Annotated in this window: 19 protein-coding genes and 2 other RNA genes; 14 read left to right on the top strand and 7 right to left on the bottom strand. The window is 58.2% G+C overall.

The features are described from left to right. Positions 1–54 precede the first annotated feature (54 nt). Both ACMGEE_RS20015 and ACMGEE_RS20010 read left to right on the top strand, forming a co-directional pair. Positions 55–168: non-coding RNA, RtT sRNA (locus tag ACMGEE_RS20015), on the top strand. A 35-nt stretch (positions 169–203) separates the two neighbouring features. Further along, positions 204–317: non-coding RNA, RtT sRNA (locus ACMGEE_RS20010), on the top strand. 920 nt (positions 318–1237) lie between these two features. Here ACMGEE_RS20010 and hemY read toward each other — a convergent pair. The 4 genes from hemY to hemC are packed head-to-tail and all read right to left on the bottom strand — an operon-like array spanning position 1238 to position 5260. Continuing rightward, positions 1238–2428, bottom strand: coding sequence for a protoheme IX biogenesis protein HemY (gene hemY / locus ACMGEE_RS20005; RefSeq protein ID WP_436830539.1), 1191 nt, complete (start codon positions 2426–2428; stop codon positions 1238–1240). A gap of 2 nt (positions 2429–2430) precedes the next feature. Continuing rightward, a complete protein-coding gene (hemX, locus tag ACMGEE_RS20000; protein ID WP_369896711.1) occupies positions 2431–3558 on the bottom strand; it encodes a uroporphyrinogen-III C-methyltransferase in 1128 nt (375 codons plus the stop codon). A gap of 23 nt (positions 3559–3581) precedes the next feature. Continuing rightward, positions 3582–4322: a uroporphyrinogen-III synthase gene (gene hemD / locus ACMGEE_RS19995; RefSeq protein WP_253457220.1), complete on the bottom strand. Its 741-nt coding sequence runs from the start codon at positions 4320–4322 to the stop codon at positions 3582–3584. Further along, on the bottom strand, positions 4319–5260 hold the full coding sequence (gene hemC, locus ACMGEE_RS19990) for a hydroxymethylbilane synthase (RefSeq protein ID WP_125290718.1): 942 nt from the start codon (positions 5258–5260) through the stop codon (positions 4319–4321). Before hemC ends, hemD begins: the two co-directional genes overlap by 4 nt. Positions 5261–5547: 287 nt before the next feature. Between hemC and ACMGEE_RS19985 the strand changes: the two genes are divergently transcribed. The 3 genes from ACMGEE_RS19985 (at position 5548) to ACMGEE_RS19975 (ending at position 10830) form a co-directional block, all read left to right on the top strand. Beyond that, positions 5548–8097, top strand: coding sequence for a class I adenylate cyclase (locus tag ACMGEE_RS19985; RefSeq protein WP_253457223.1), 2550 nt, complete (start codon positions 5548–5550; stop codon positions 8095–8097). A gap of 168 nt (positions 8098–8265) precedes the next feature. Beyond that, positions 8266–9528 carry an MFS transporter gene (locus ACMGEE_RS19980; RefSeq protein WP_253457226.1) on the top strand — a complete coding sequence of 421 codons (1263 nt, stop codon included), beginning with the start codon at positions 8266–8268 and terminating at the stop codon, positions 9526–9528. Between the two features lie 3 nt (positions 9529–9531). Next, positions 9532–10830: a BNR repeat-containing protein gene (locus ACMGEE_RS19975; RefSeq protein WP_436830538.1), complete on the top strand. Its 1299-nt coding sequence runs from the start codon at positions 9532–9534 to the stop codon at positions 10828–10830. An 11-nt stretch (positions 10831–10841) separates the two neighbouring features. Here the strand turns inward: ACMGEE_RS19975 and ACMGEE_RS19970 are convergent, their stop codons facing one another. Then, positions 10842–11654: a helix-turn-helix domain-containing protein gene (locus ACMGEE_RS19970; protein WP_253457230.1), complete on the bottom strand. Its 813-nt coding sequence runs from the start codon at positions 11652–11654 to the stop codon at positions 10842–10844. Positions 11655–11918: 264 nt separating this feature from the next. On the opposite strand from ACMGEE_RS19970, the gene ACMGEE_RS19965 reads away from it, so the two are divergent. The 9 genes from ACMGEE_RS19965 (at position 11919) to corA (ending at position 19314) form a co-directional block, all read left to right on the top strand. Continuing rightward, positions 11919–12239, top strand: a complete 321-nt coding sequence (locus ACMGEE_RS19965) for a cupin domain-containing protein (protein ID WP_301253042.1) — start codon at positions 11919–11921, stop codon at positions 12237–12239. A 156-nt stretch (positions 12240–12395) separates the two neighbouring features. Continuing rightward, on the top strand, positions 12396–12605 hold the full coding sequence (gene lptM, locus ACMGEE_RS19960; RefSeq protein WP_253461191.1) for an LPS translocon maturation chaperone LptM: 210 nt from the start codon (positions 12396–12398) through the stop codon (positions 12603–12605). A gap of 27 nt (positions 12606–12632) precedes the next feature. After that, positions 12633–13457, top strand: a complete 825-nt coding sequence (gene dapF, locus ACMGEE_RS19955) for a diaminopimelate epimerase (protein ID WP_253457236.1) — start codon at positions 12633–12635, stop codon at positions 13455–13457. Further along, entirely contained in the window at positions 13454–14155 is a 702-nt protein-coding gene (locus ACMGEE_RS19950) for a DUF484 domain-containing protein (protein ID WP_253457239.1), read from the top strand. Before dapF ends, ACMGEE_RS19950 begins: the two co-directional genes overlap by 4 nt. Then, positions 14152–15057 (top strand): tyrosine recombinase XerC, encoded by a 906-nt coding sequence (xerC, locus tag ACMGEE_RS19945; RefSeq protein ID WP_253457242.1) that lies wholly within the window; start codon positions 14152–14154, stop codon positions 15055–15057. Before ACMGEE_RS19950 ends, xerC begins: the two co-directional genes overlap by 4 nt. Next, on the top strand, positions 15057–15773 hold the full coding sequence (gene yigB, locus ACMGEE_RS19940; RefSeq protein ID WP_301731021.1) for a 5-amino-6-(5-phospho-D-ribitylamino)uracil phosphatase YigB: 717 nt from the start codon (positions 15057–15059) through the stop codon (positions 15771–15773). Before xerC ends, yigB begins: the two co-directional genes overlap by 1 nt. Positions 15774–15827: 54 nt before the next feature. After that, positions 15828–17990: a DNA helicase II gene (gene uvrD / locus ACMGEE_RS19935; RefSeq protein WP_253457248.1), complete on the top strand. Its 2163-nt coding sequence runs from the start codon at positions 15828–15830 to the stop codon at positions 17988–17990. 194 nt (positions 17991–18184) lie between these two features. Beyond that, positions 18185–18241: a YsgD/CorL family protein gene (gene ysgD, locus ACMGEE_RS19930; protein WP_367317867.1), complete on the top strand. Its 57-nt coding sequence runs from the start codon at positions 18185–18187 to the stop codon at positions 18239–18241. Between the two features lie 119 nt (positions 18242–18360). Beyond that, positions 18361–19314, top strand: a complete 954-nt coding sequence (gene corA, locus ACMGEE_RS19925; protein ID WP_253457251.1) for a magnesium/cobalt transporter CorA — start codon at positions 18361–18363, stop codon at positions 19312–19314. Positions 19315–19351: 37 nt separating this feature from the next. On the opposite strand, the gene mdtI is transcribed toward corA, so the two are convergent. Together mdtI and mdtJ are read right to left on the bottom strand one after the other, a co-directional pair. Then, positions 19352–19681, bottom strand: coding sequence for a multidrug/spermidine efflux SMR transporter subunit MdtI (gene mdtI / locus ACMGEE_RS19920; protein WP_301731022.1), 330 nt, complete (start codon positions 19679–19681; stop codon positions 19352–19354). After that, positions 19668–20018, bottom strand: a complete 351-nt coding sequence (mdtJ, locus tag ACMGEE_RS19915; protein ID WP_253457255.1) for a multidrug/spermidine efflux SMR transporter subunit MdtJ — start codon at positions 20016–20018, stop codon at positions 19668–19670. Before mdtJ ends, mdtI begins: the two co-directional genes overlap by 14 nt. Between the last annotated feature and the right edge of the window lie 180 nt (positions 20019–20198).

Below are 20198 nucleotides of genomic sequence, written 5' to 3'. Positions count from 1 at the left end.
AATCCTCTCTCGCCGACCACTTTAAGAAAAAGCCAGCTCTCGAGCTGGCTTTTTTGTCTCTGTAGCTTCCAGAGGATGAGAACCTCCGAAGGAGGTTTGCGCCGAGCGCAGCGAGACAACGTTGCTACAGCAACGGCCCGCAGGGGAATAATCCTCTCTCGCCGACCACTTTAAGAAAAAGCCAGCTCTCGAGCTGGCTTTTTTGTCTCTGTAGCTTCCAGAGGATGAGAACCTCCGAAGGAGGTTTGCGCCGAGCGCAGCGAGACAACGTTGCTACAGCAACGGCCCGCAGGGGAATAATCCTCTCTCGCCGACCACTTTAAGAAAAGGCCAGCTCTCGAGCTGGCCTTTTTGTCTCTGTAGTTTCCAGAGGATGAGAACCTCCGAAGGAGGTTTGAGGTTGCTGACAAACCCATCCTCTGTCATCAAGTCGCGTTCGGGCTGGCGAAAAGCAGCAGAGGCAGATCGGAACACGGACACGCCGTGGATCCGTCCATGGAGGCTCGTTTCGCGCGTCCATGCGCGAAAACGGTCCGTTTATCCGCTCAGCCTCTGCTGCTGCGAAGCTGCCGTTTCGCTGCAAAAAAAATCCTGTTCACACGAACTCTCTACAACTTTGTCAGCGGTCTGGAACCTCCGAAGGAGGTTTGCGCCGAGCGCAGCGAGACAACGTTGCTTCCCGCCTTCATAACGTCCCGGCTTTCGTGCGTTTTACAGTAAACAGCGCTTCCGGCGAGGGCTTCTCTGCTTTGTCTCTGAAAGACGACATTCATCTCATTGTTATTTAAAAGGTTTACCCGCCTGTACATAAGCTGTCGCTGACTGACGACGCTGTAAACGGCCTCTGTTGTTTTTTAGCGACGGCCCCTGAAAAGTAATATAAGAATATTTTCAGGATAACAGGCTGAATTTAATAGAAATAAGCATTGTTCACAGGCGTAGCTGAAGACCTGGCACGGTATATGCTACAATCCCCCTGTAGAATGCTCATTCCACCTCTTATGTTCGCGTAAGCTTCATAAACCCGGGAATGATGCAGAGCCATTAGGGTACCTGTTGTCCATCTGCCGCTATCGCCGTCAGGCCTTAACGGAGGTTCAGGGCAAAACGTTGAGTCAGGTACCAGCCGGTCTTTCGGCCTGTTTATTTACACCCGCCAAATCGGCGGGTGTTTTTTTATCGGGCTACAGGTAAAAAAAAGCCGGGCAGGGCGCCCGGCTCGTTAATCCAGCCTGGATCAGGGATTGTTTTTCAGCGTTAGCAGCAAACCGTCGCGACGCATTTGCGCGGCTTCTTCCGGCTTGTGCTGACGATCCAGCGTGTCGGCCAGCCAGGCGTAGTCAAACGCGTCAGGACGCTGCTTCAGCGCCTCACGGAAAGCTTCGCTCGCCTGCTCCCACTCGCCGTGCTTCATCAACAGCTGACCCAGCGTACTGTGCAGCAGCGGCGTAGCGCCGTGCTGCTTGATCTGCTGGCGGAGCGCTTTTTCAAGCTGTTCAGGATTGCCGGTTTTCAGGCGCGGCATCAGCAGCACCAGTCGCTCATCGTAACCGCGCTTCAGGCCGTCCAGCACGATGGTCTGCGCGCTGTCATGATCGTCACAAACGATCAGATGATCCGCCATCGCCACCTGCAATGCCGTTTCCTGACGCGTTTTACGACTCTGGTCATGCCACCAGCGCTTCAGGCCTTCGCTGCCCTGATCGGCCATCGCCTGATTCATCAGGCCCAGCCAGGCCTGCTGCTGTAGCGCCAGACGGTGCGTTTCATCGGCAACGTGCGCTTTTTCCATAGCGGGCAGGATATCCAGCAAGGCGCTCCATGCGCCGGTGCGAACGTAGGCCTGCTCGGCCAGACGCAGCACTTCCGGATGGCGAGGCGCGACCTCCAGCAGGCGATCAACGCCGTTACGCGCGGCATGATCTTCATTACGCGCCAGCTGTAAACGCACGCGCGTAATCTCCACCGGCAGCTGATCGTTGCCGGCCAGCTCGGTAGCGCGTTCCAGATGCTGATTAGCGCGCGCCTCATCGTTACGCTGCTGAGCGGCTTCCGCCGCCAGCAAATAGTTAACCATCGGCTGTTCAGCGTGATCCGCATTGCGCGACAGCAGCTTTTCAACCTGACGATGATCGCCTTCCGCCAGTTTGATCAGCGCGGCGTTAGTCTGCTTACGCGCCCGGCTGCGCTTGCGTCCCTTAAACCAGCCGCGGGTTTTGGCGCCGGTGCGGAATAAACGGCGCAGGATCCACTCGACGAACAGGATCACCAACAGCGAAAGGATCAGCACGATCGCCAGCCCTGTGACGCTGGTTTCAATATTCCAGTTGTCGGTCTGGATCAGCACGTAACCCTGATGGCCCGCCAGCATCGGGCCAAGCACGACGCCGACCATCAGCAAGATAAAAATAATCAGTACTTTAAGCATGCTCATTCTCCCTGCTGCTGTTGGACACCCGGCTGGGCCAGCAGGTTGCGCACGCGCGTTTGCATCAGCTTATCCAGCATCGGCTGGCTTTGCAGCGTATCCGGCACGTCCATCGACACGCTCTGCTGGCTCAGCTCGTCCAGCTGGCTCAGGAAGGCTTTGGTGGCCGCATCGTTAGTGTCGAACCAGGCGCGTACCCAGGCAGAGACCGTATCAATAGACTGCTTATAAACCTGATCCTGATGACGCGGTACGGCCTGAGCGGCAATCAGCAGGCGCGAACGGATGTTTTCCCGCAGGTAAATATCCTGATTAGGGGCCAGCAGCGGCTCAGCGGTGGTGTCGCGGCGGCGGATGGTGATGAAATCATCCATAAAGTTATGCCAGCTTTTCACCAGGTTCTGTCGCCACTCGCGCAGCGAAGAGGAAAGCTCACCGCTGTCGGCGTCCATCGGCGCGTCGTCGCTGTCGTTATCGGCCAGGCGCAGATTATCCACGCCGTTGGAGAGCTGGTTCAGCTTGAGGATAATGCCGTCGTAGTCGACCTGACTGACGGCGGAGAGCGAACTGATATCCTGGGTTAACGCGCGACGCGCGTCGATCAGGCTGGGATCGTTCATATCGGCCAGGCTGGCATCGGCGCTTTTCAGCAGCGCGGCGGCCGTGGTCACATCCTGATCGCTCCACAGTTTGCGCCCGGCCAGCTTGACCAGGTAATCCGCCTGCGCCAGCAGCCAGGTGTGTGCGTCATTGCCGGAGATAGTCGCCACTTTCTCTTTCAGCTCTTCCAGCTGCTTGCTCGTGGCCGCCTGCTGAGCGCGTGCGGTATCCAGCGCGCTGCTCTGCGTGGCCAGCTGACGCACCAGATTCTGTTTTTCGCCAGCGGCGTCCTGCTGCAAACTGGCAAGCTGGTCAGCCAGCGCCTTGTTGGTCGCGGCCTGCTGCTGAGCCTGAGTGCGGGCGTGGAAATAGAGGCCTGCGCCCGTAGCCAGCGCAATCGCAATCGCCAGCACGGCCAGCGCCGTAGCGGCATTGCGCGGCTTACGGTCGGGCTGTTGCTTTGGCGTTAAGGTCGCTTCCTCCGGGGTGGTTGCTTCAACCATGGCAGAGGACTCTTTTTGTTCCGTCATTGTGGCACATCCCATATTTAAGTTTATTGTAACGCGCGCAGTAAGGCGTCGTTATCGGCACCCTCGGCCACCCTGATATCGCGCCAGCCCAGTTCTGCGGCACGGGTAGCCAGGCGTTCACTGACGACAATCAGCCGACAGTGCAGAAGCCATTCCTCGCGATCGATCTCCGGGAACAGCGAATAAAGCTGCTGTAGCATTTCGCCGCTGGTAACCACCAGCGTATCCACCTGCCGGTCACGCCAGCGGCGGCCTTCAATGGCGCCCTGATAAATTTTCGCACAGCGTTGATAGCATTCAACAAACTGTACATCAGCGCCGCGCTGTTGCAAGGTTTCCGCCAGTAATTCCCGCCCGCCGTTGCCGCGCAGGATCAGCGCGCGTTTGCCGGCTACCTGCTGTAAGGCAGGAAGCTGGATTAAGATCTCACTGGTTTCGCGCTCGTGCGGCCAGACGACATCGTGTCCGCTGACGGTATGCAAGGCGAGCGCGGTAGTGCGGCCTATAGCATAGTAGTGCAGTGAAGCGGGCCACGACACGCCGGCTCGCACTAAGGCGGGATGAGCGTAATGGATCGCATGCTGCGACAGAAGAAAAACCAGATCGCCGCTTTGCAACGACGTCAGCTGGTTCGGGAGATCGTCCAGACCGGTGCCCGGCGTAAATTCAATCAGCGGCATCGCCCAGGCAACCCGGCCAGCGGTACGTAAACGGCTGACCAACTCTTCGGCCGCCGGTGTCGGACGGGTTACCAGGATGCTCATCTGGGCGGATTTCCTTTATACACTTCCGCCAGAATTTCGCGCGCGCCATTATTCAGCAGCTCTTCCGCCAGCGAGATGCCCATCTTTTCGGCGTCTTCGCGCGGGCCACGGCGCTCGCCACGGATCATAGCGCGCCCGTCCGGCGAGCCGACCAGGCCGCGCAGCCACAGCTCGTCGCCTTCCAGCTCGGCAAAGCTGCCGATCGGCACCTGACAGCCGCCTTCCAGCCGGGTATTCATCGCCCGCTCGGCCTTGACGCGCACCGCGGTGTCTTCATCATTCAGCGCGGCGAGCAGCGTAATGGTCTGCGCGTCGTCAAGACGGCATTCGATCCCGACCGCGCCCTGGCCGACCGCAGGCAGCGACTCTTCCGCAGGCATGGCATGGCGAATACGATCGCCCATGCCCAGACGCTTCAGTCCGGCGACAGCAAGGATAATGGCGTCGTATTCGCCCGCATCCAGCTTGCTTAAGCGGGTGCCGACGTTCCCGCGCAGCGAGCGGATAACCAGATCCGGACGGCGCGCGCTCAGCTGACACTGGCGGCGCAGGCTGCTGGTGCCGACCACCGCGCCCTGAGGCAGCGCGTCCACGGAATCAAAGCGATGAGAAACAAAGGCGTCCAGCGGATCTTCGCGCTCGCAAATCGTGACCAGCCCCAGGCCCTGGGGAAACTCGACCGGCACATCCTTCATGGAGTGAACGGCGATATCCGCACGGCCGTCCAGCAGCGCCTGTTCCAGCTCTTTCACGAACAGGCCCTTGCCGCCGACCTTGGCCAGCGGCGTATCTAAAATGATGTCGCCTTTGGTGACCATGGGCACCAGCTCAACGCTCAGCCCCGGATGACAGGCCATCAGGCGCTGCTGAACATAGTGCGCCTGCCACAGCGCAAGTGGACTCTGGCGGGTAGCTATTCTTAAAATTTTGTCTGACATGCTGGTTACCGTTTTTATCGTTCACTGATTATCCTATCATTGATACGGGAAGGCTGACAGTTTCCGCCGCCTGAAACGGCAGGCGCGGGCGGTATGCGGGCTTTTTCGGTCGGGGTGATGGTAAAACGTGCTAAACTGTTTGGTAGCGCAACTTTCTTTACGGTCAACCGACCAGGTGTTAGATTGATCACGTTTCCAGCAATTATTCGCACGACTATTTTTAAAGCAAGCGGCGGATGTCGGGAACGGGGTTTTTTGCAGGCACTGGGATAATCAGGCGAGACGTCTTGTACCTCTACATTGAGACACTGAAACAGAGACTGGATGCCATCAACCAGCTACGCGTCGATCGCGCGCTGGCGGCCATGGGACCTGCTTTTCAACAGGTTTACAGTCTGCTGCCGACCTTATTACATTATCATCATCCGTTGATGCCGGGTTACCTTGCAGGTAACGTTCCACATGGCATCAGCTTCTACACGCCTGATGAAAGCCAAAAAAATTATCTTTATGATTTAGAAGGCAAATCTGGATCCCTCGCCGCGCTGACGCCGCAGGGCGAGATGCCGATCACCGGCGTTTACTCCATGGGCAGCACTTCTTCCGTCGGCCAGAACGCCACTTCCGACCTGGATATCTGGGTCTGCCATCAATCCTGGCTGGATAACGAAGAGCGGCTGGCGCTGCAAAAGAAATGTACGCTGCTGCAAAAATGGTGCGCCGGTATGGGCGTCGATGCCAGCTTCTTTCTGATCGACGAAAACCGCTTCCGTCATAACGAAAGCGGCAGCCTGGGCGGCGAAGACTGCGGTTCCACGCAGCATATCCTGCTGCTGGACGAATTCTATCGCACTGCGGTACGCATGGCCGGCAAACGCATTCTGTGGAATATGGTGCCGGGCGAAGAAGAAGAGCATTACGACGACTACGTGATGTCGCTGTATCAAAAAGGCGTGCTGACCCCGAACGAGTGGCTTGATTTGGGCGGTCTGAGCACGCTTTCCGCCGAGGAGTATTTCGGCGCGAGCCTGTGGCAGCTCTATAAAAGCATCGACTCGCCCTATAAGGCGGTGCTGAAGACGCTGCTGCTGGAAGCCTACTCCTGGGAGTATCCGGGCACCCGGCTGCTGGCGATGGATATCAAACAGCGCCTGCACGATGGCGAAATCGTCTCTTATGGTCTGGATCCCTACTGCATGATGCTGGAACGCGTCACGCACTACCTCACCAGCATTGACGATCATGCGCGTCTGGATTTGGTACGCCGCTGCTTCTATCTGAAGGTGCGCGAAAAACTTTCCGTCGACAGCGATCCGGGCTGGCGGCGCGAAATTCTCAGCCAGCTGGTCAGTGAATGGGGCTGGGACAAAGAGCGGCTCACAATGCTGGACAGCCGCGCCGAGTGGAAAATCGGCCGCGTGCGTGAAGCGCACAACGAGCTGCTGGACGCGATGATGCAGAGCTACCGCAACCTGATCCGCTTTGCCCGCCGCAATAATCTGAGCGTCAGCGCCAGTCCGCAGGATATCGGCGTGCTGACGCGCAAACTCTACGCCGCTTTCGAGGCGCTGCCGGGCAAGGTGACGCTGGTCAATCCACAGATTTCGCCCGATCTTTCCGAGCCGCATCTGACCTTTATTCACGTGCCGCACGGCCGCGCCAACCGCGCCGGCTGGTATCTTTATAATCAGTCGCCGGATATGCAGTCCATCATCAGCCATCAGCCGCTGGAATATAACCGCTACCTGAACAAGCTGGTGGCGTGGGCGTGGTTCAACGGCCTGCTGACCAGCAAAACGCGACTGCATATTAAAGGCAATGAGATTTGCGATCTGGCCAGGTTACAGGAGCTGGTGACGGACGTGTCGCACCATTTCCCGCTGCGGCTGCCCGCGCCGACGGCAAAGGCGCTTTACAGCCCGTGCGAGATCCGCCATCTGGCAATCATCGTTAACCTGGAACACGATCCTACGGCGGCCTTCCGCAATCAGGTGGTGCATTTTGACTTCCGCAAGCTGGACGTGTTCAGCTTTGGGCAGCAGCAGCAGTGCCTGATCGGCAGCATCGATCTGCTTTACCGCAACTCGTGGAATGAAGTCCGTACGCTGCATTTCAACGGCGAGCAGGCGATGATCGAGGCGCTGAAAACCATCCTGGGTAAAATGCATCAGGATGCGGCGCCGCCGGATAACGTCGAGGTCTTTTGTTACAGCCAGCATCTGCGCGGCCTGATCCGCACTCGCGTGCAGCAGCTGGTGTCGGAGTGTATCGAGCTGCGCCTCTCCAGCACGCGCCAGGAACCCGGTCGGTTTAAAGCCGTGCGCGTGGCCGGACAAACCTGGGGACTGTTCTTTGAGCGGCTGAGCGTCTCGGTGCAAAAGCTGGAAAACGCCGTGGAGTTTTATGGCGCCATCTCCAACAACAAGCTGCACGGCCTGTCGATCAAGGTGGAAACCGATCAGACGCGGCTGCCGTCGGTAGTCAACGGCTACGCCAGCGAAGGCATCATCCAGTTTTTCTTTGAGGATACGAAAGACGATCGCGGCTTTAATATCTACATCCTGGATGAGACCAATCGGGTGGAGATCTATCATCACTGCGAGGGCAGCAAAGAGGAGCTGGTACGCGACGTCAGCCGCTTCTACTCCTCCTCGCACGATCGCTTTACCTACGGCTCCAGCTTTATCAACTTTAACCTGCCGCAGTTCTATCAGATTGTGCAGGTGGACGATCGTTTTCAGGTTATCCCTTTCCGCAGCCAGACGCTGACGCAGCTGTGCGCGACCGATTCAGACAACGATCCCAGCGACTACACGCCGCGTTATCAGATGCATTGATACTGCCCGCCATCTGCGGGCAAATGCCATTTCTTCCGCCGTTCTGGCGCTGAAGTACAAATCGCCATGATGCTATTCACAGAGTAAATCATCCCGCGCTCTTGCCCGATATCATCCATTTTATACTCGCGCCGTATTCTCATTTAAAGGCATTACCGCGAGGGATATATGGAAAAAGGACAGGCATTACTCACCAGGGAAGGAAATAAGTTCGGCCTTTTTATTTCTCTGCTTCTGCTCTTGCTCGGCTGCATTCTGTTTTTCTTCTCTTTTGATCGGCAAATCGTTTCCATTCTTAAAACCACGCTGATGCATGAAATGGGCGTGGGCAATAAAGAGTATTCGCTGCTGATTACTGCTTTTATGCTGCCCTATATCGTGATGTATTTTTTCTCGGGCGCGCTGGTGGATAAATTCGGCAGCCGCTGCGTGCTGACCTTTTTAATGCTGCTAATGTCGATAGCCACGCTGATCACCGGCCTGGCGCATTCGCTGACCGGGATGCTGATTGGCCGCTTTATTCTTGGCATAGCGGAGTCCGGCGTCGTGCCCGCCTTGACGCTGGCGATATTTACCTGGTTTAGAGCGGAGCAGCGCGCTTTCGCTTTTCAGCTGACCAATATTATTCAGTCGCTGGGCCTGATCGTTGCGCCGCCTTTTATTGCCTGGGTCACGCTGGCGGGCGGCTGGCGCTGGGCATTCTTTATTCCGGCCGCGGCGGGCATCGTGGTCGGCCTGCTGTGGTTTCTGGCCAGCCGTCGCCAGCCGACGTCGGCGGAGCCGCTGCCGGAAAAAGAGGACGACCGCGTCTCCACGCTGCAACGCTATAAATTGGTGCTGGCTTCCGCGCCCGTCTGGACGCTGATTATCGCGCGGCTGCTGACCGATCCTTTCTGGTTCTTTTATCAATACTGGCAGATCGGCTTTATGCAGGAAAAGCTGGGGCTGAGCCTGGCACGCGTCGGCGAGCTGATGTGGTTTCCGCCGCTGGCGGCGGTGTTTGGCGTGCTGCTGGTGTGCCGGATCTCCGATCGGCTGGTGGCGCGCGGCGTCGAGCCAACCCGGGCGCGGCTGAATCTGATCTGGACGGTAACCTGTCTGGCGCCGCTGATTTTTTTACTGCCCACGGTACAAAACATCTGGCTGGCGGTAGGCATTATGACCGTGATTAATTTTATGTGCACCGCCTGGCTGAGCATGGTGACCATCATGATGGGCGGGCTGGTGCCGCGCGCGGCCATCGCTACCGCTATCGGTATCATGAGCGCGCTCGGCGGCATCAGCGCCATTCTCTTCAACGGCTTTGTCGGCACCATTATTGATGCCTTTGGCTATGCCGTACCGATCTATATCGGCGCGATGCTTCATCCCGCCGGTGCCATCGTGCTGGCCGTTTATTTCCTGCGCCGTAAAAATAATCAAGGAGAATGAAAGATGAGTACAGAGGTTCATGTCTCTGCCGTGGGTGAGGCCTGCGCAGATTTTAACGTGCTCTATTGCCTGCTGCATCATGAGGGGACGCTGTTTGCCGCCTGGTACGACGCCGCGCATCGCATCACCGTGGGATGCCGTCGTGCAGGCGTAGCGATATGGGAAACTTTTCAGCCGGAAGGCTTCTGGCTGGCGTCGCGCAACCGTGACGCCAACGTCACCGATTACGATTCACATAACTACCTGACGATGGCCATAGACAGCGAAGGCTACCTGCACCTTTCCGGCAATATGCATGTCGATCCGCTGATCTATTTTCGCTCCGAACGCCCGCTGGATATTTATTCGCTGCGCGTGGTCAGAGCGATGACCGGCGCACGTGAAGCGCGCACGACTTATCCGCTGTTTTTTAAAGACGCGCAGGGACGTTTACTGTTCCGCTATCGCGACGGCTGTAGCGGCAACGGCGACGATATCTATAACGTATATAATACGGCGCGGCGGCAGTGGTCGCGCCTGTTGGACACGCCGCTGCTGGACGGCGAAGGCTTACGCAACGGCTACGCGCGGCCGCCGGTAGCCGGGCCGGATGGCTGGTGGCATCTGGTCTGGATGTGGCGCGAAACCCCGTACTGTGAAACCAACAACAATTTATCCTATGCGCGAAGCCGCGACCTGCAACGCTGGGAAACCTCTGCCGGACAGCACCTGACGCTGCCCATCTCGCGGGAACGAGGCGAAATTGTTGATAGCGCCGGGGTTGGCGAAGGGCTGATTAATATGGTGCAGGAAATCGGTTTTGACAGTCAGGGAAGGCCGCTGCTGATTTATCACCGCTACGGCCAGAACGGCTGTTCTCAGGCTTATCTCGCCAGGCCGGACGGCACGGGAAACTGGCAGAGAAGCCAGCTCAGCCAGTGGCATTTCCGCTGGGATTTCAACGGGCCTGGTTCTATTCCGCCGGATCTGGTTTTGCAGCCGCCGCGCGTGACCGCCGAAGGCCAGCTGGAAGTGGCGTGGCGTTCGCTATGGAGCGGCGCAGGGCGCTGGCTGATTGATGAAGCATCCTTAACCGTGACGGCAACGCTCCCCGCCCGCGTAACGCTGCCGGAAACGCTGTTGCGGCCGCGCCAGCAGCTGCATCCGCAGGCCGAGGTGCAGCTGCTGGCGGCGCAAAACAGCGACTATAGCCCGCAGCATCGCTACTGGCTGCGCTGGGAGGCGCTGCCGATCTGCCGCGACGAACCTTATCCGGCGACGGTGGCGCCGGGCAGGCTGGAACTGGTCGAAGCGCAGGGCTAACTGCTTTGGGCTTAACGGCACTGGCCGGGCGACAGGCCAAACTGCTTGCGAAACAGACGGGAAAAATAGCTGACCTCGTTAAAGCCGACCCGCTTTCCCGCTTCGGAGATGGTCATATCACTGTATTGCAGGTGATATCTTGCCTGGAGCAGCCTGGTGGTGGTCAGATATTGCTGCGGCGAGACGCCCGTATAGTCGACAAACCCCCGTTGCAGCGTGCGGCGGGAAATCGCAAACGTCTGGCAGAGGCGCTCCATATCCAGCGGCTCGGCCAGATGACTATTCAGCCAGATAATAATCTGGCTGATGCGATCGTCGCTGGAGGCGAAATCCTGGGTTTTATAGCGCCACTGGTTCAGCGTATGCAGCGTTTCCAGAAAAATAGCTTCCTTATGGCTTTCGCCAAGCAGCTTGTTTTCGTACTTTGTGGCCGAATGCGCCATTAATCTGGCCATGATCTGCTTTATTACCCGTATATTAATCTGCCAGACGCGGCTTTCACCCGGCTGAATCAATAAGTGCTCAATATTTTTTAGCACGTTAAAACGATCGGGCGCCAGATAAAGTAAATTCACCTGCCTGATATTTTTCATCTCTTCGAAAAGGTGATAATCGTGACGGTTGAGATAACACAATGTGCCTGCGGTTAATAAGTAGGGTTTTTCATTAATAACGTGGATGCCGCTGCCTTTTTCCACCAGAAACAGTTCGCAATACTCATGCCGGTGCTCCTGACACAGGCTCTTTTCCGGCCGCCAGAAATGAAAAATAACTTTTTCATCGGGATGGCGGAAATGCGTCTCGCGTGGAAGCGTAATCGTCATGGCTTTATATCCTTATCGCGGGCGTCGTTTGCAAATAAATAGTCATCTTCAGCCAGGCTGCCCGCCCTGTAATTGCCGCCCATCACAAAATGGTAAAAAATTAACCAGCCTCGCGGCGGGAATAACTATCACGCCATCCCAACTCATCCGTTTGCGCTTTTGTACAAATCGGCATGATAGCCGTCACAGTTGGTTTTGCGTTGCCTGGAAAATTGCCGCTGCCGGAGCAGAATAGCGGCCAAATTTATTGTAAGGAGAACACGCATGTTTTTCTTTTATAAAGATTCACGGCAGGAAAGAGCGGGTGAAGGCGTCGCCCGTCGCGTGCTGGCGCACGGCGGCAAGCTGATGTGCGTGGAGGTCAGTTTTGAGCAGGGCGCGATTGGCCCGATGCACAGCCATCCTCATGAACAGCTAACCTGGGTGCGTTCCGGCGTCTTTCTGTTCACTATCGGTAAGGAACAGCGCGAGGTGAGAGCGGGCGACAGCTTATATAAGCAGCCGAATATACCGCATGGATGCGTCTGCCTGGAAAGCGGCGTGCTGATCGATCTCTTTACGCCACAGCGCGAAGACTTTTTGTAGCCCATCGCCGCCGCTGCTTTTTGCCCGGCACGGCAAACAGGATGCCGTGCCTTTTACCGCTTTCCTTTCTGCAACCTTCGCCTTTTTCCTGTTGCTTTTAGCACTTCACCTGCGATGATAGTCTACCAACAGGCAGCAATGATGAGCAGAACAAGCATGAAGAAGATGATTTGCCGGATGGCGCTGGCGCTGGCCGTGGTCAGCCTGGCGGGATGCGGACTGAAAGGCCCTCTCTATTTTCCAAAGCAGGAGCAGCCGCCAAAAAACGCCGGCGCGACGACACCGCCAAAAACCGCCAGCGGTACGGCGTCCGGCGCGCAGCAGCAGTCAACGACTACCGATGCGGAACAGCAATCGGCTCAGTAACTCATGACGCACTCGCTGGAGCCAAACATGCAGTTCTCCAAAATGCACGGTCTGGGCAATGACTTTATGGTGGTCGATGCCGTGACGCAAAACGTCTATTTTTCTCCTGAACTGATCCGGCGACTGGCGGATCGGCATCTGGGGATCGGCTTCGATCAGCTGCTGATCGTGGAACCGCCTTACGATCCCGACCTGGATTTTCACTACCGCATTTTCAACGCCGACGGCAGCGAAGTGGCACAGTGCGGCAACGGCGCGCGCTGCTTCGCCCGCTTTGTGCGTCTGAAAGGGCTGACCAATAAAAGCGAGATCCGCGTCAGCACGCAGACCGGGCGCATGGTGCTGAGCGTCACGCCGGATGAGCTGGTGTGCGTCAACATGGGCGAGCCAAATTTTGAGCCGCAGCAGGTGCCTTTTCGCGCTAACAAGGCGGAAAGCCTCTATCTGATGCGCGCGGCGGAGCAAACGGTGATGTGCGGCGTGGTATCGATGGGCAATCCGCACTGCGTATTACAGGTCGACAGCGTGAAAACGGCGCGAGTGGAAAGCTTAGGGCCGGTGCTGGAAAGCCACGAGCGTTTTCCCGAACGCGTTAACGTCGGCTTTATGGAAGTGGTCAGCCGCGAGCATATCCGCCTGCGCGTCTACGAGCGCGGCGCGGGCGAAACGCAGGCGTGCGGCAGCGGCGCCTGTGCGGCGGTAGCGGTCGGCATTCAGCAAACCCTGCTGGCGGAAAAGGTTCGCGTCGATCTGCCCGGCGGCAGCCTGCATATCGCCTGGAAAGGGCCGGGACATCCGCTCTATATGACCGGCCCGGCCACTCACGTTTACGACGGATTTATTCATCTATGAAACATGTCAGCGAGGCCGCCAGCGATATCCTGTTGGACGATCGCGCGGTGAGCGATTACCTGCTGCAAAACCCGGATTTCTTTATCCGCAACGCTCGCCAGGTCGAGCAAATGATTGTGCCGCATCCGGTACGCGGCACGGTTTCGCTGGTGGAGTGGCAGCTCAGCCGCCAGCGCCACCAGATTGCGCAGCTGGAAGAGGAAATAACGCTGCTGATGGAGCAGGCCAGCGCCAATCATCGGCTGTTCGAACAGCTGCTGACCTTGCAGACGCGGCTGGCGGCGGCCGACAGCCTGCACGAGATGCTCAACCGCCTGCATCGCTGGGCGCGCGAGCTGGGGCTGGCGGGCGCCAACGTGCGGCTGTTCAGCGAAAAGTGGCGGATTGGCGCGCCGTCCGACTTCACGCAGCTGGCGCTGTCGCGGCAGGCGTTCGAGCCGGTACGTATTCAGCGTCTGGGCAAGCAGCAGCACTATCTGGGCAGCCTTAACGGCCCGGAACTGCTGCTGTTGCTGCCGCAGGCCAAAGCGGTCGGCTCGGTGGCGATGTCGCTGCTGGGCGAGCGCGGCGAGCTGGGCGTGCTGATCTTCAGCAGCCGCGACAGCCAGCACTATCAGTCCGGCATGGGCACGGTGCTGTTGCAGCACCTCTCGCATATGCTGCCGGAACTGCTGCAGCGCTGGGTGGAAAGGGCATGAACGCGTCTCCTCTACAGCCAGCCGTAGAGGGCTTCCTGCGCTACCTGAAAGTCGAGCGCCAGCTCAGCCCGCTCACGCAGATTAGCTACGAGCGGCAGCTGAGCGCCTGTATTATCCTGCTGGATGAGATGAAGCTTGCCGCCTGGGAGAAGCTGGACGCCGCCCAGGTACGCGCGCTGGCCGCACGCAGCCGCCGTGGCGGCCTTAAGCCCGCGAGCCTGGCGCTACGCCTTTCCGCGCTGCGCAGCTTTCTGGACTGGCAAATCAGCCAGGGCAAGCTGAAAGCCAACCCGGCCAAGGGCGTCGCCACGCCGCGCGCTTCCCGGCATCTGCCGAAAAATATCGATGTGGACGAGGTTAACCGCCTGCTGGATATCGATCTGAACGATCCGCTGGCGGTGCGCGATCGCGCCATGCTGGAAGTCATGTACGGTGCCGGGCTGCGCCTTTCTGAACTGGTCGGCATCGATATTTCCCATCTCGATCTGGCTTCCGGCGAAGTATGGGTTTCCGGCAAGGGCAGCAAAGAGCGCCGTCTGCCGATTGGCCGCATGGCGGTGGAATGGACGGAGCGCTGGCTGGCGCTGCGCGAGCTGTTCGCGCCATCCGATAACGCGCTGTTTCTGTCAAAACAGGGCAAGCGCATTTCCACCCGCAATGTGCAAAAGCGTTTTGCGGAGTGGGGCGTGAAGCAGGGGCTGTCCAGCCATATTCATCCGCACAAGCTGCGTCACTCCTTTGCGACGCATATGCTGGAGTCGAGCGGCGATTTGCGCGCGGTACAGGAGCTGCTGGGCCACGCCAATCTCACCACGACCCAAATCTATACCCACCTTGATTTTCAACATCTGGCCTCGGTTTACGATGCCGCGCATCCCCGTGCCAAACGAGGAAAAACCTGATGCATTTTTACCGTTCGCTGCGGCCGATCGCGGCCATGACCTTCGATCTGGACGATACGCTGTACGACAATCGGCCGGTAATCAGCCGCACCGCTAAAGAAACCCACGCGTTTTTGCAGGCCTATCATCCGGCGCTGAACGAGTTCAGTCCCTTACAGTATCAGCAGCTGCGTGACAGCCTGCTTGAGCAGGAGCCGGACATTTATCACGACGTCAGCGAATGGCGTCGCCGCGCGGTGGAGCTGGCAATGCTGAATAGCGGCCTTAGCGCGTCGGAAGCGGAAAAAGGCTCGCGCGCGGTGATGGCGCATTTCGCCCACTGGCGCAGCCAGATCGAGGTGCCGGCCGAAACGCACAGCACGCTGGCCGCACTGGCGGCGAAAATCCCGCTGGTGGCGATCACCAACGGCAACGCCGAGCCGCACCTGTTCGGGCTGGATAAATACTTTAAATTTATTCTGCGAGCCGGGCCGCACGGCCGCGCCAAGCCTTATCACGATATGTATCACCTGGCGGCAGAAAAGCTTAACCTGCCTTTACACAGCATTCTGCACGTGGGCGACGATCTCACGACGGACGTGGCTGGCGCGGTGCGCTGCGGGATGCAGGCGTGCTGGATCAACCTGCATCATCACAACCTGATGCAGGCCAGCGACAGCCGCCTGCTGCCCACGCTGGAAATTTCGCAGTTGGCATCCCTGACCGCGTTGTTATAATACGCTGGTTAAATATCCAGTGGAGCAACAGCTTCCCCTAACCTGACGGTGCTTATGGACGTTTCTGACCTTCTCGACGGCTTGAATGACAAACAACGCGAGGCCGTAGCCGCGCCGCGCAGCAATTTGCTGGTGCTTGCGGGGGCGGGCAGCGGCAAGACTCGCGTGCTGGTTCACCGCATCGCCTGGCTGCTGGGGGTTGAAAACTGTTCGCCTTACTCCATCATGGCCGTGACCTTTACCAACAAGGCCGCCGCCGAGATGCGCCACCGCATTGAGCAGCTGATCGGCACCAGCCAGGGCGGCATGTGGATCGGCACCTTCCACGGCCTGGCGCACCGCCTGCTGCGCGCGCACCACCTGGATGCCAACCTGCCGCAGGATTTTCAAATCCTCGACAGCGAAGATCAGATGCGCTTATTAAAACGCCTGATCAAAGCGATGAATCTGGATGAGAAGCAGTGGCCCGCCCGCCAGGCCATGTGGTACATCAACGGCAAAAAAGATGAAGGGCTGCGGCCAAAGCATATTGAGAGCTACGGCAATCCCGTTGAGCAGACGTGGCTGCGCATCTATCAGGCCTACCAGGAAGCCTGCGACCGCGCCGGGCTGGTGGATTTCGCCGAGCTGCTGCTGCGCGCGCACGAGCTGTGGCTGAACAAGCCGCATATCCTTAACCACTATCGCGAGCGCTTCACCAATATCCTGGTGGACGAATTTCAGGATACCAACAATATCCAGTATGCCTGGATCCGGATGCTGGCGGGCGACAGCGGAAAAGTGATCATCGTAGGCGACGACGATCAGTCGATCTACGGCTGGCGCGGCGCGCAGGTTGAGAACATCCAGCGCTTCCTTAATGATTTTCACGGCGCGCAGACCATCCGTCTGGAGCAGAACTACCGCTCCACCAACAATATTCTGAAGGCGGCCAACGCCCTGATCGCCAACAATAACGGTCGTCTGGGGAAAGAGCTGTGGACGGACGGCAGCGACGGCGAGCCGATCTCTATCTACTGCGCGTTCAACGAGCTGGACGAAGCCCGCTTCGTGGTGAACCGCATCAAGGTGTGGATGGAAAACGGCGGCGCGCTGAACGACTGCGCCATTCTCTATCGCAGCAACGCCCAGTCGCGCGTGCTGGAAGAAGCGCTGCTGCAAACCAGTATGCCTTACCGCATCTACGGCGGAATGCGCTTCTTCGAGCGTCAGGAAATCAAAGACTCGCTGGCCTATCTGCGGCTGATCGCCAACCGTAACGACGACGCCGCTTTCGAGCGCGTGGTCAATACGCCGACTCGCGGCATTGGCGATCGCACGCTGGACGTGGTGCGGCAAACGGCGCGTGAGCGCCAGCTGACGCTGTGGCAGACCGCCCGCGTGCTGCTTCAGGAAAAAGCGCTGGCCGGTCGTGCCGCCTCGGCGCTGCAACGCTTTACCGAACTGGTGGACTCGCTGGCGCAGGAAACCAGCGAAATGCCGCTGCACGTGCAGACCGACCGGGTGATCAAAGATTCCGGCCTGTGGCTGATGTACGAGCAGGAAAAAGGCGAAAAGGGCCAGGCGCGTATCGAAAACCTTGAGGAACTGGTCAACGCCACGCGGCAGTACAGCTATCAGGATGAAGACGAAGACCTGATGCCGCTACAGGCTTTTCTTTCCCACGCGGCGCTGGAAGCGGGCGAAGGTCAGGCGGATAAATGGCAGGATGCGGTGCAGCTGATGACCATGCACGCGGCCAAAGGCCTGGAGTTCCGCCAGGTCTTTATCGTGGGGATGGAAGAAGGCATGTTTCCGAGCCAGATGTCGCTGGAAGAGGGCGGCAGGCTGGAGGAAGAGCGTCGCCTGGCCTATGTGGGCGTCACGCGCGCCATGCAGAAGCTGACGCTGACCTATGCGGAAACGCGTCGGCTGTATGGCAAAGAGGTGTATCACCGGCCATCGCGTTTTGTCGGCGAGCTGCCGGAAGAGTGCGTAGAGGAAGTGCGCCTGCGCGCCAGCGTCAGCCGTCCGGTCAACCATCAGCGAATGGGCACGCCAGTTACGCAAAACGACAGCGGTTTTGCGCTCGGCCAGCGCGTGCGCCACGCTAAATTCGGCGAGGGCACCATCGTCAATCTGGAAGGCAGCGGCGATCACAGTCGGTTACAGGTTGCTTTCCAGGGCCAGGGCATCAAATGGCTGGTGGCCGCCTACGCGAAGTTAGAAACGGTCTGATCCCGCGGCGGCGCGCCTAACCCCGCGCCGCCTTTACGGTTTTCCCCTTCGCTGCTTCAACGCCGCCCGCGCGCTTTCTCCGGCAGTCGGCGTGGATGCCCGTGCCTGCCGCTTCGTTTCTCCCGGCTGGCTGTTGACGCCATTTTCAGCACAGCGTAACATGCGCGCACTATCACCCTCAGAGGACATTCGCCTTGGACACACCCAGTAGATACTGGCTCATTGACCTGGAAAACAGGTACAACTCCTAAGGCTATCCTCCTCTGCCGATAGCCTTCGTGGTTGTTGGCGACCCGCATCCCGCTTCGCTCTGAGTCAGATTCCCCGTGTTCAGGCGCGTCCCACGCTATGACGAATTGGGAGTACAGCTATGCTGAGCGCATTTAAACTTGATCAAAGCCGCCTTGCCCGCCTGGAGCTGGAAGAAACCACGGACGAACTGTCCAGTTCGGTCTGGGTCGATCTGATCGAACCAGAAGAAAATGAGCGCGATCGCGTGCAGAACGAGCTGGGCCAAAGCCTGGCGACCCGTCCCGAGCTGGAAGATATCGAGGCCTCCGCACGCTTTTTTGAAGATGAAGACGGTCTGCATATCCACTCCTTTTTCTTCTACGAAGATGCAGAAGATCACGCGGGCAACTCCACCGTAGCCTTTACCATCCGCGACGGCCGCCTCTATACGCTGCGCGAGCGCGAACTGCCCGCGTTCCGTCTTTATCGTATGCGCGCGCGTAACCAGGTTCTGACCGACGGCAACGCGTATGAGCTGCTGCTGGATCTGTTTGAAACCAAAATCGAACAGCTGGCGGACGAAATCGAAAACATTTACAGCGATCTGGAAAAGCTCAGCCGCGTGATTATGGAAGGCCAGCAGGGCGATGAGTTCGATGCCGCGCTCTCCACGCTGGCCGAGCTGGAAGATATTGGCTGGAAGGTGCGCCTGTGCCTGATGGATACCCAGCGGGCGTTAAACTTCCTGGTGCGCAAGGCGCGTCTGCCGGGCAATCAGCTGGAGCAGGCGCGCGAGATCCTGCGCGATATCGAATCGCTGCTGCCGCATAACGAATCGCTGTTCCAGAAGGTCAACTTCCTGATGCAGGCGGCGATGGGCTTTATCAATATCGAGCAGAACCGCATTATCAAAATCTTCTCGGTGGTATCGGTCGTGTTTCTGCCGCCAACGCTGGTTGCTTCCAGCTACGGCATGAACTTTGAGTTTATGCCGGAGCTGAAGTGGAGCTTCGGCTATCCGGGCGCTATCTGCCTGATGATCCTGGCGGGCCTGGCGCCTTACGCCTATTTCAAGCGTAAAAACTGGCTGTAGCAGACGATAAGAGAGCGTTCGAGGACGCTCTCCACTCTCAGGCAAGCTTGATCAACACCATGCCGACCAGCAGTACGAGCAGGCCGAACCAGCCGCGACGGTTCAGACGCTGACCGAACAGTATCCAGCCCGCCGTCGCCGTAGCGACGATGCCGAAGCCTCCCCACAGCGCATAGGCTACCGACAGATCGATACCTTTAACCGCCTGCGCCAGCGCGCTAAAGGCCGCCAGCACGGCAACAATCGACGACAGGCCATACAGCGGGCGGCGAAAGCCGTTCGAATATTTAAGAAAAATATTGGCTAAAATTTCCAGCACCACGGCGAGCGCCAGCCAGGCAATATGCGTCCCGTTAAGCGGCAGCATGGCTGGCCTCCTTGCGGCTTATCGTCCCCGACTTCACCAGGGCAATACCGGTCACCAGCGTCGCCAGTCCGGCCACTTTCATCAGGGGCAGCGCCTCGTCAAACAGCATGACGCTGAACAGCGTAATACACAGCACGCCGACGCCTTCCCAAATAGCATAGGCCACGCCCAGCGCAATTTTTTTAACGGCGAAACACAAAGTAATATAAGAAAGGGCGATCATTGCCAGCATAAAAAAATAACCGGCAGCGTGGCCGTTAAGGCTGGCCCATTTCATGGCCAGCGTGCCAACAATTTCAAAAACGATGGCAAGCGCCAATAATAACCAATAAAACATTTTCTCTCTCCGGAAACTGAAATAATGAGCGCAATCGATGCGCGGCAGAAAATCTGTAGAGAGTGCGCTACAGCGCGAAACGCCAGTGCTGGTCAGCGACGGGACGGCAGGCAAGCCGGAGGGGGGAAAATGCAGGAAGTATCAGGGAAATGAACAAACTGTCCATAGATTTACAACTCA

The organism is Erwinia artemisiae (assembly GCF_051400835.1).
In the GTDB taxonomy this organism is placed as follows: Bacteria; Pseudomonadota; Gammaproteobacteria; order Enterobacterales; family Enterobacteriaceae; genus Erwinia; species Erwinia aeris.
Note: the sequence above shows the minus strand (reverse complement) of the source record. Positions and strands in the feature narration are given on the sequence as shown.

Bases quoted from the DNA above. Each gene is read 5' to 3' on its own strand.
- hemY (WP_436830539.1), bottom strand. From the start codon at position 2,428: ATGCTTAAAGTACTGATTATTTTTATCTTGCTGATGGTCGGCGTCGTG.
- hemX (WP_369896711.1), bottom strand. From the start codon at position 3,558: ATGACGGAACAAAAAGAGTCCTCTGCCATGGTTGAAGCAACCACCCCG.
- hemD (WP_253457220.1), bottom strand. From the start codon at position 4,322: ATGAGCATCCTGGTAACCCGTCCGACACCGGCGGCCGAAGAGTTGGTC.
- hemC (WP_125290718.1), bottom strand. From the start codon at position 5,260: ATGTCAGACAAAATTTTAAGAATAGCTACCCGCCAGAGTCCACTTGCG.
- ACMGEE_RS19980 (WP_253457226.1), top strand. From the start codon at position 8,266: ATGGAAAAAGGACAGGCATTACTCACCAGGGAAGGAAATAAGTTCGGC.
- ACMGEE_RS19975 (WP_436830538.1), top strand. From the start codon at position 9,532: ATGAGTACAGAGGTTCATGTCTCTGCCGTGGGTGAGGCCTGCGCAGAT.
- ACMGEE_RS19970 (WP_253457230.1), bottom strand. From the start codon at position 11,654: ATGACGATTACGCTTCCACGCGAGACGCATTTCCGCCATCCCGATGAA.
- ACMGEE_RS19965 (WP_301253042.1), top strand. From the start codon at position 11,919: ATGTTTTTCTTTTATAAAGATTCACGGCAGGAAAGAGCGGGTGAAGGC.
- lptM (WP_253461191.1), top strand. From the start codon at position 12,396: ATGAAGAAGATGATTTGCCGGATGGCGCTGGCGCTGGCCGTGGTCAGC.
- dapF (WP_253457236.1), top strand. From the start codon at position 12,633: ATGCAGTTCTCCAAAATGCACGGTCTGGGCAATGACTTTATGGTGGTC.
- ACMGEE_RS19950 (WP_253457239.1), top strand. From the start codon at position 13,454: ATGAAACATGTCAGCGAGGCCGCCAGCGATATCCTGTTGGACGATCGC.
- xerC (WP_253457242.1), top strand. From the start codon at position 14,152: ATGAACGCGTCTCCTCTACAGCCAGCCGTAGAGGGCTTCCTGCGCTAC.
- yigB (WP_301731021.1), top strand. From the start codon at position 15,057: ATGCATTTTTACCGTTCGCTGCGGCCGATCGCGGCCATGACCTTCGAT.
- uvrD (WP_253457248.1), top strand. From the start codon at position 15,828: ATGGACGTTTCTGACCTTCTCGACGGCTTGAATGACAAACAACGCGAG.
- corA (WP_253457251.1), top strand. From the start codon at position 18,361: ATGCTGAGCGCATTTAAACTTGATCAAAGCCGCCTTGCCCGCCTGGAG.
- mdtI (WP_301731022.1), bottom strand. From the start codon at position 19,681: ATGCTGCCGCTTAACGGGACGCATATTGCCTGGCTGGCGCTCGCCGTG.
- mdtJ (WP_253457255.1), bottom strand. From the start codon at position 20,018: ATGTTTTATTGGTTATTATTGGCGCTTGCCATCGTTTTTGAAATTGTT.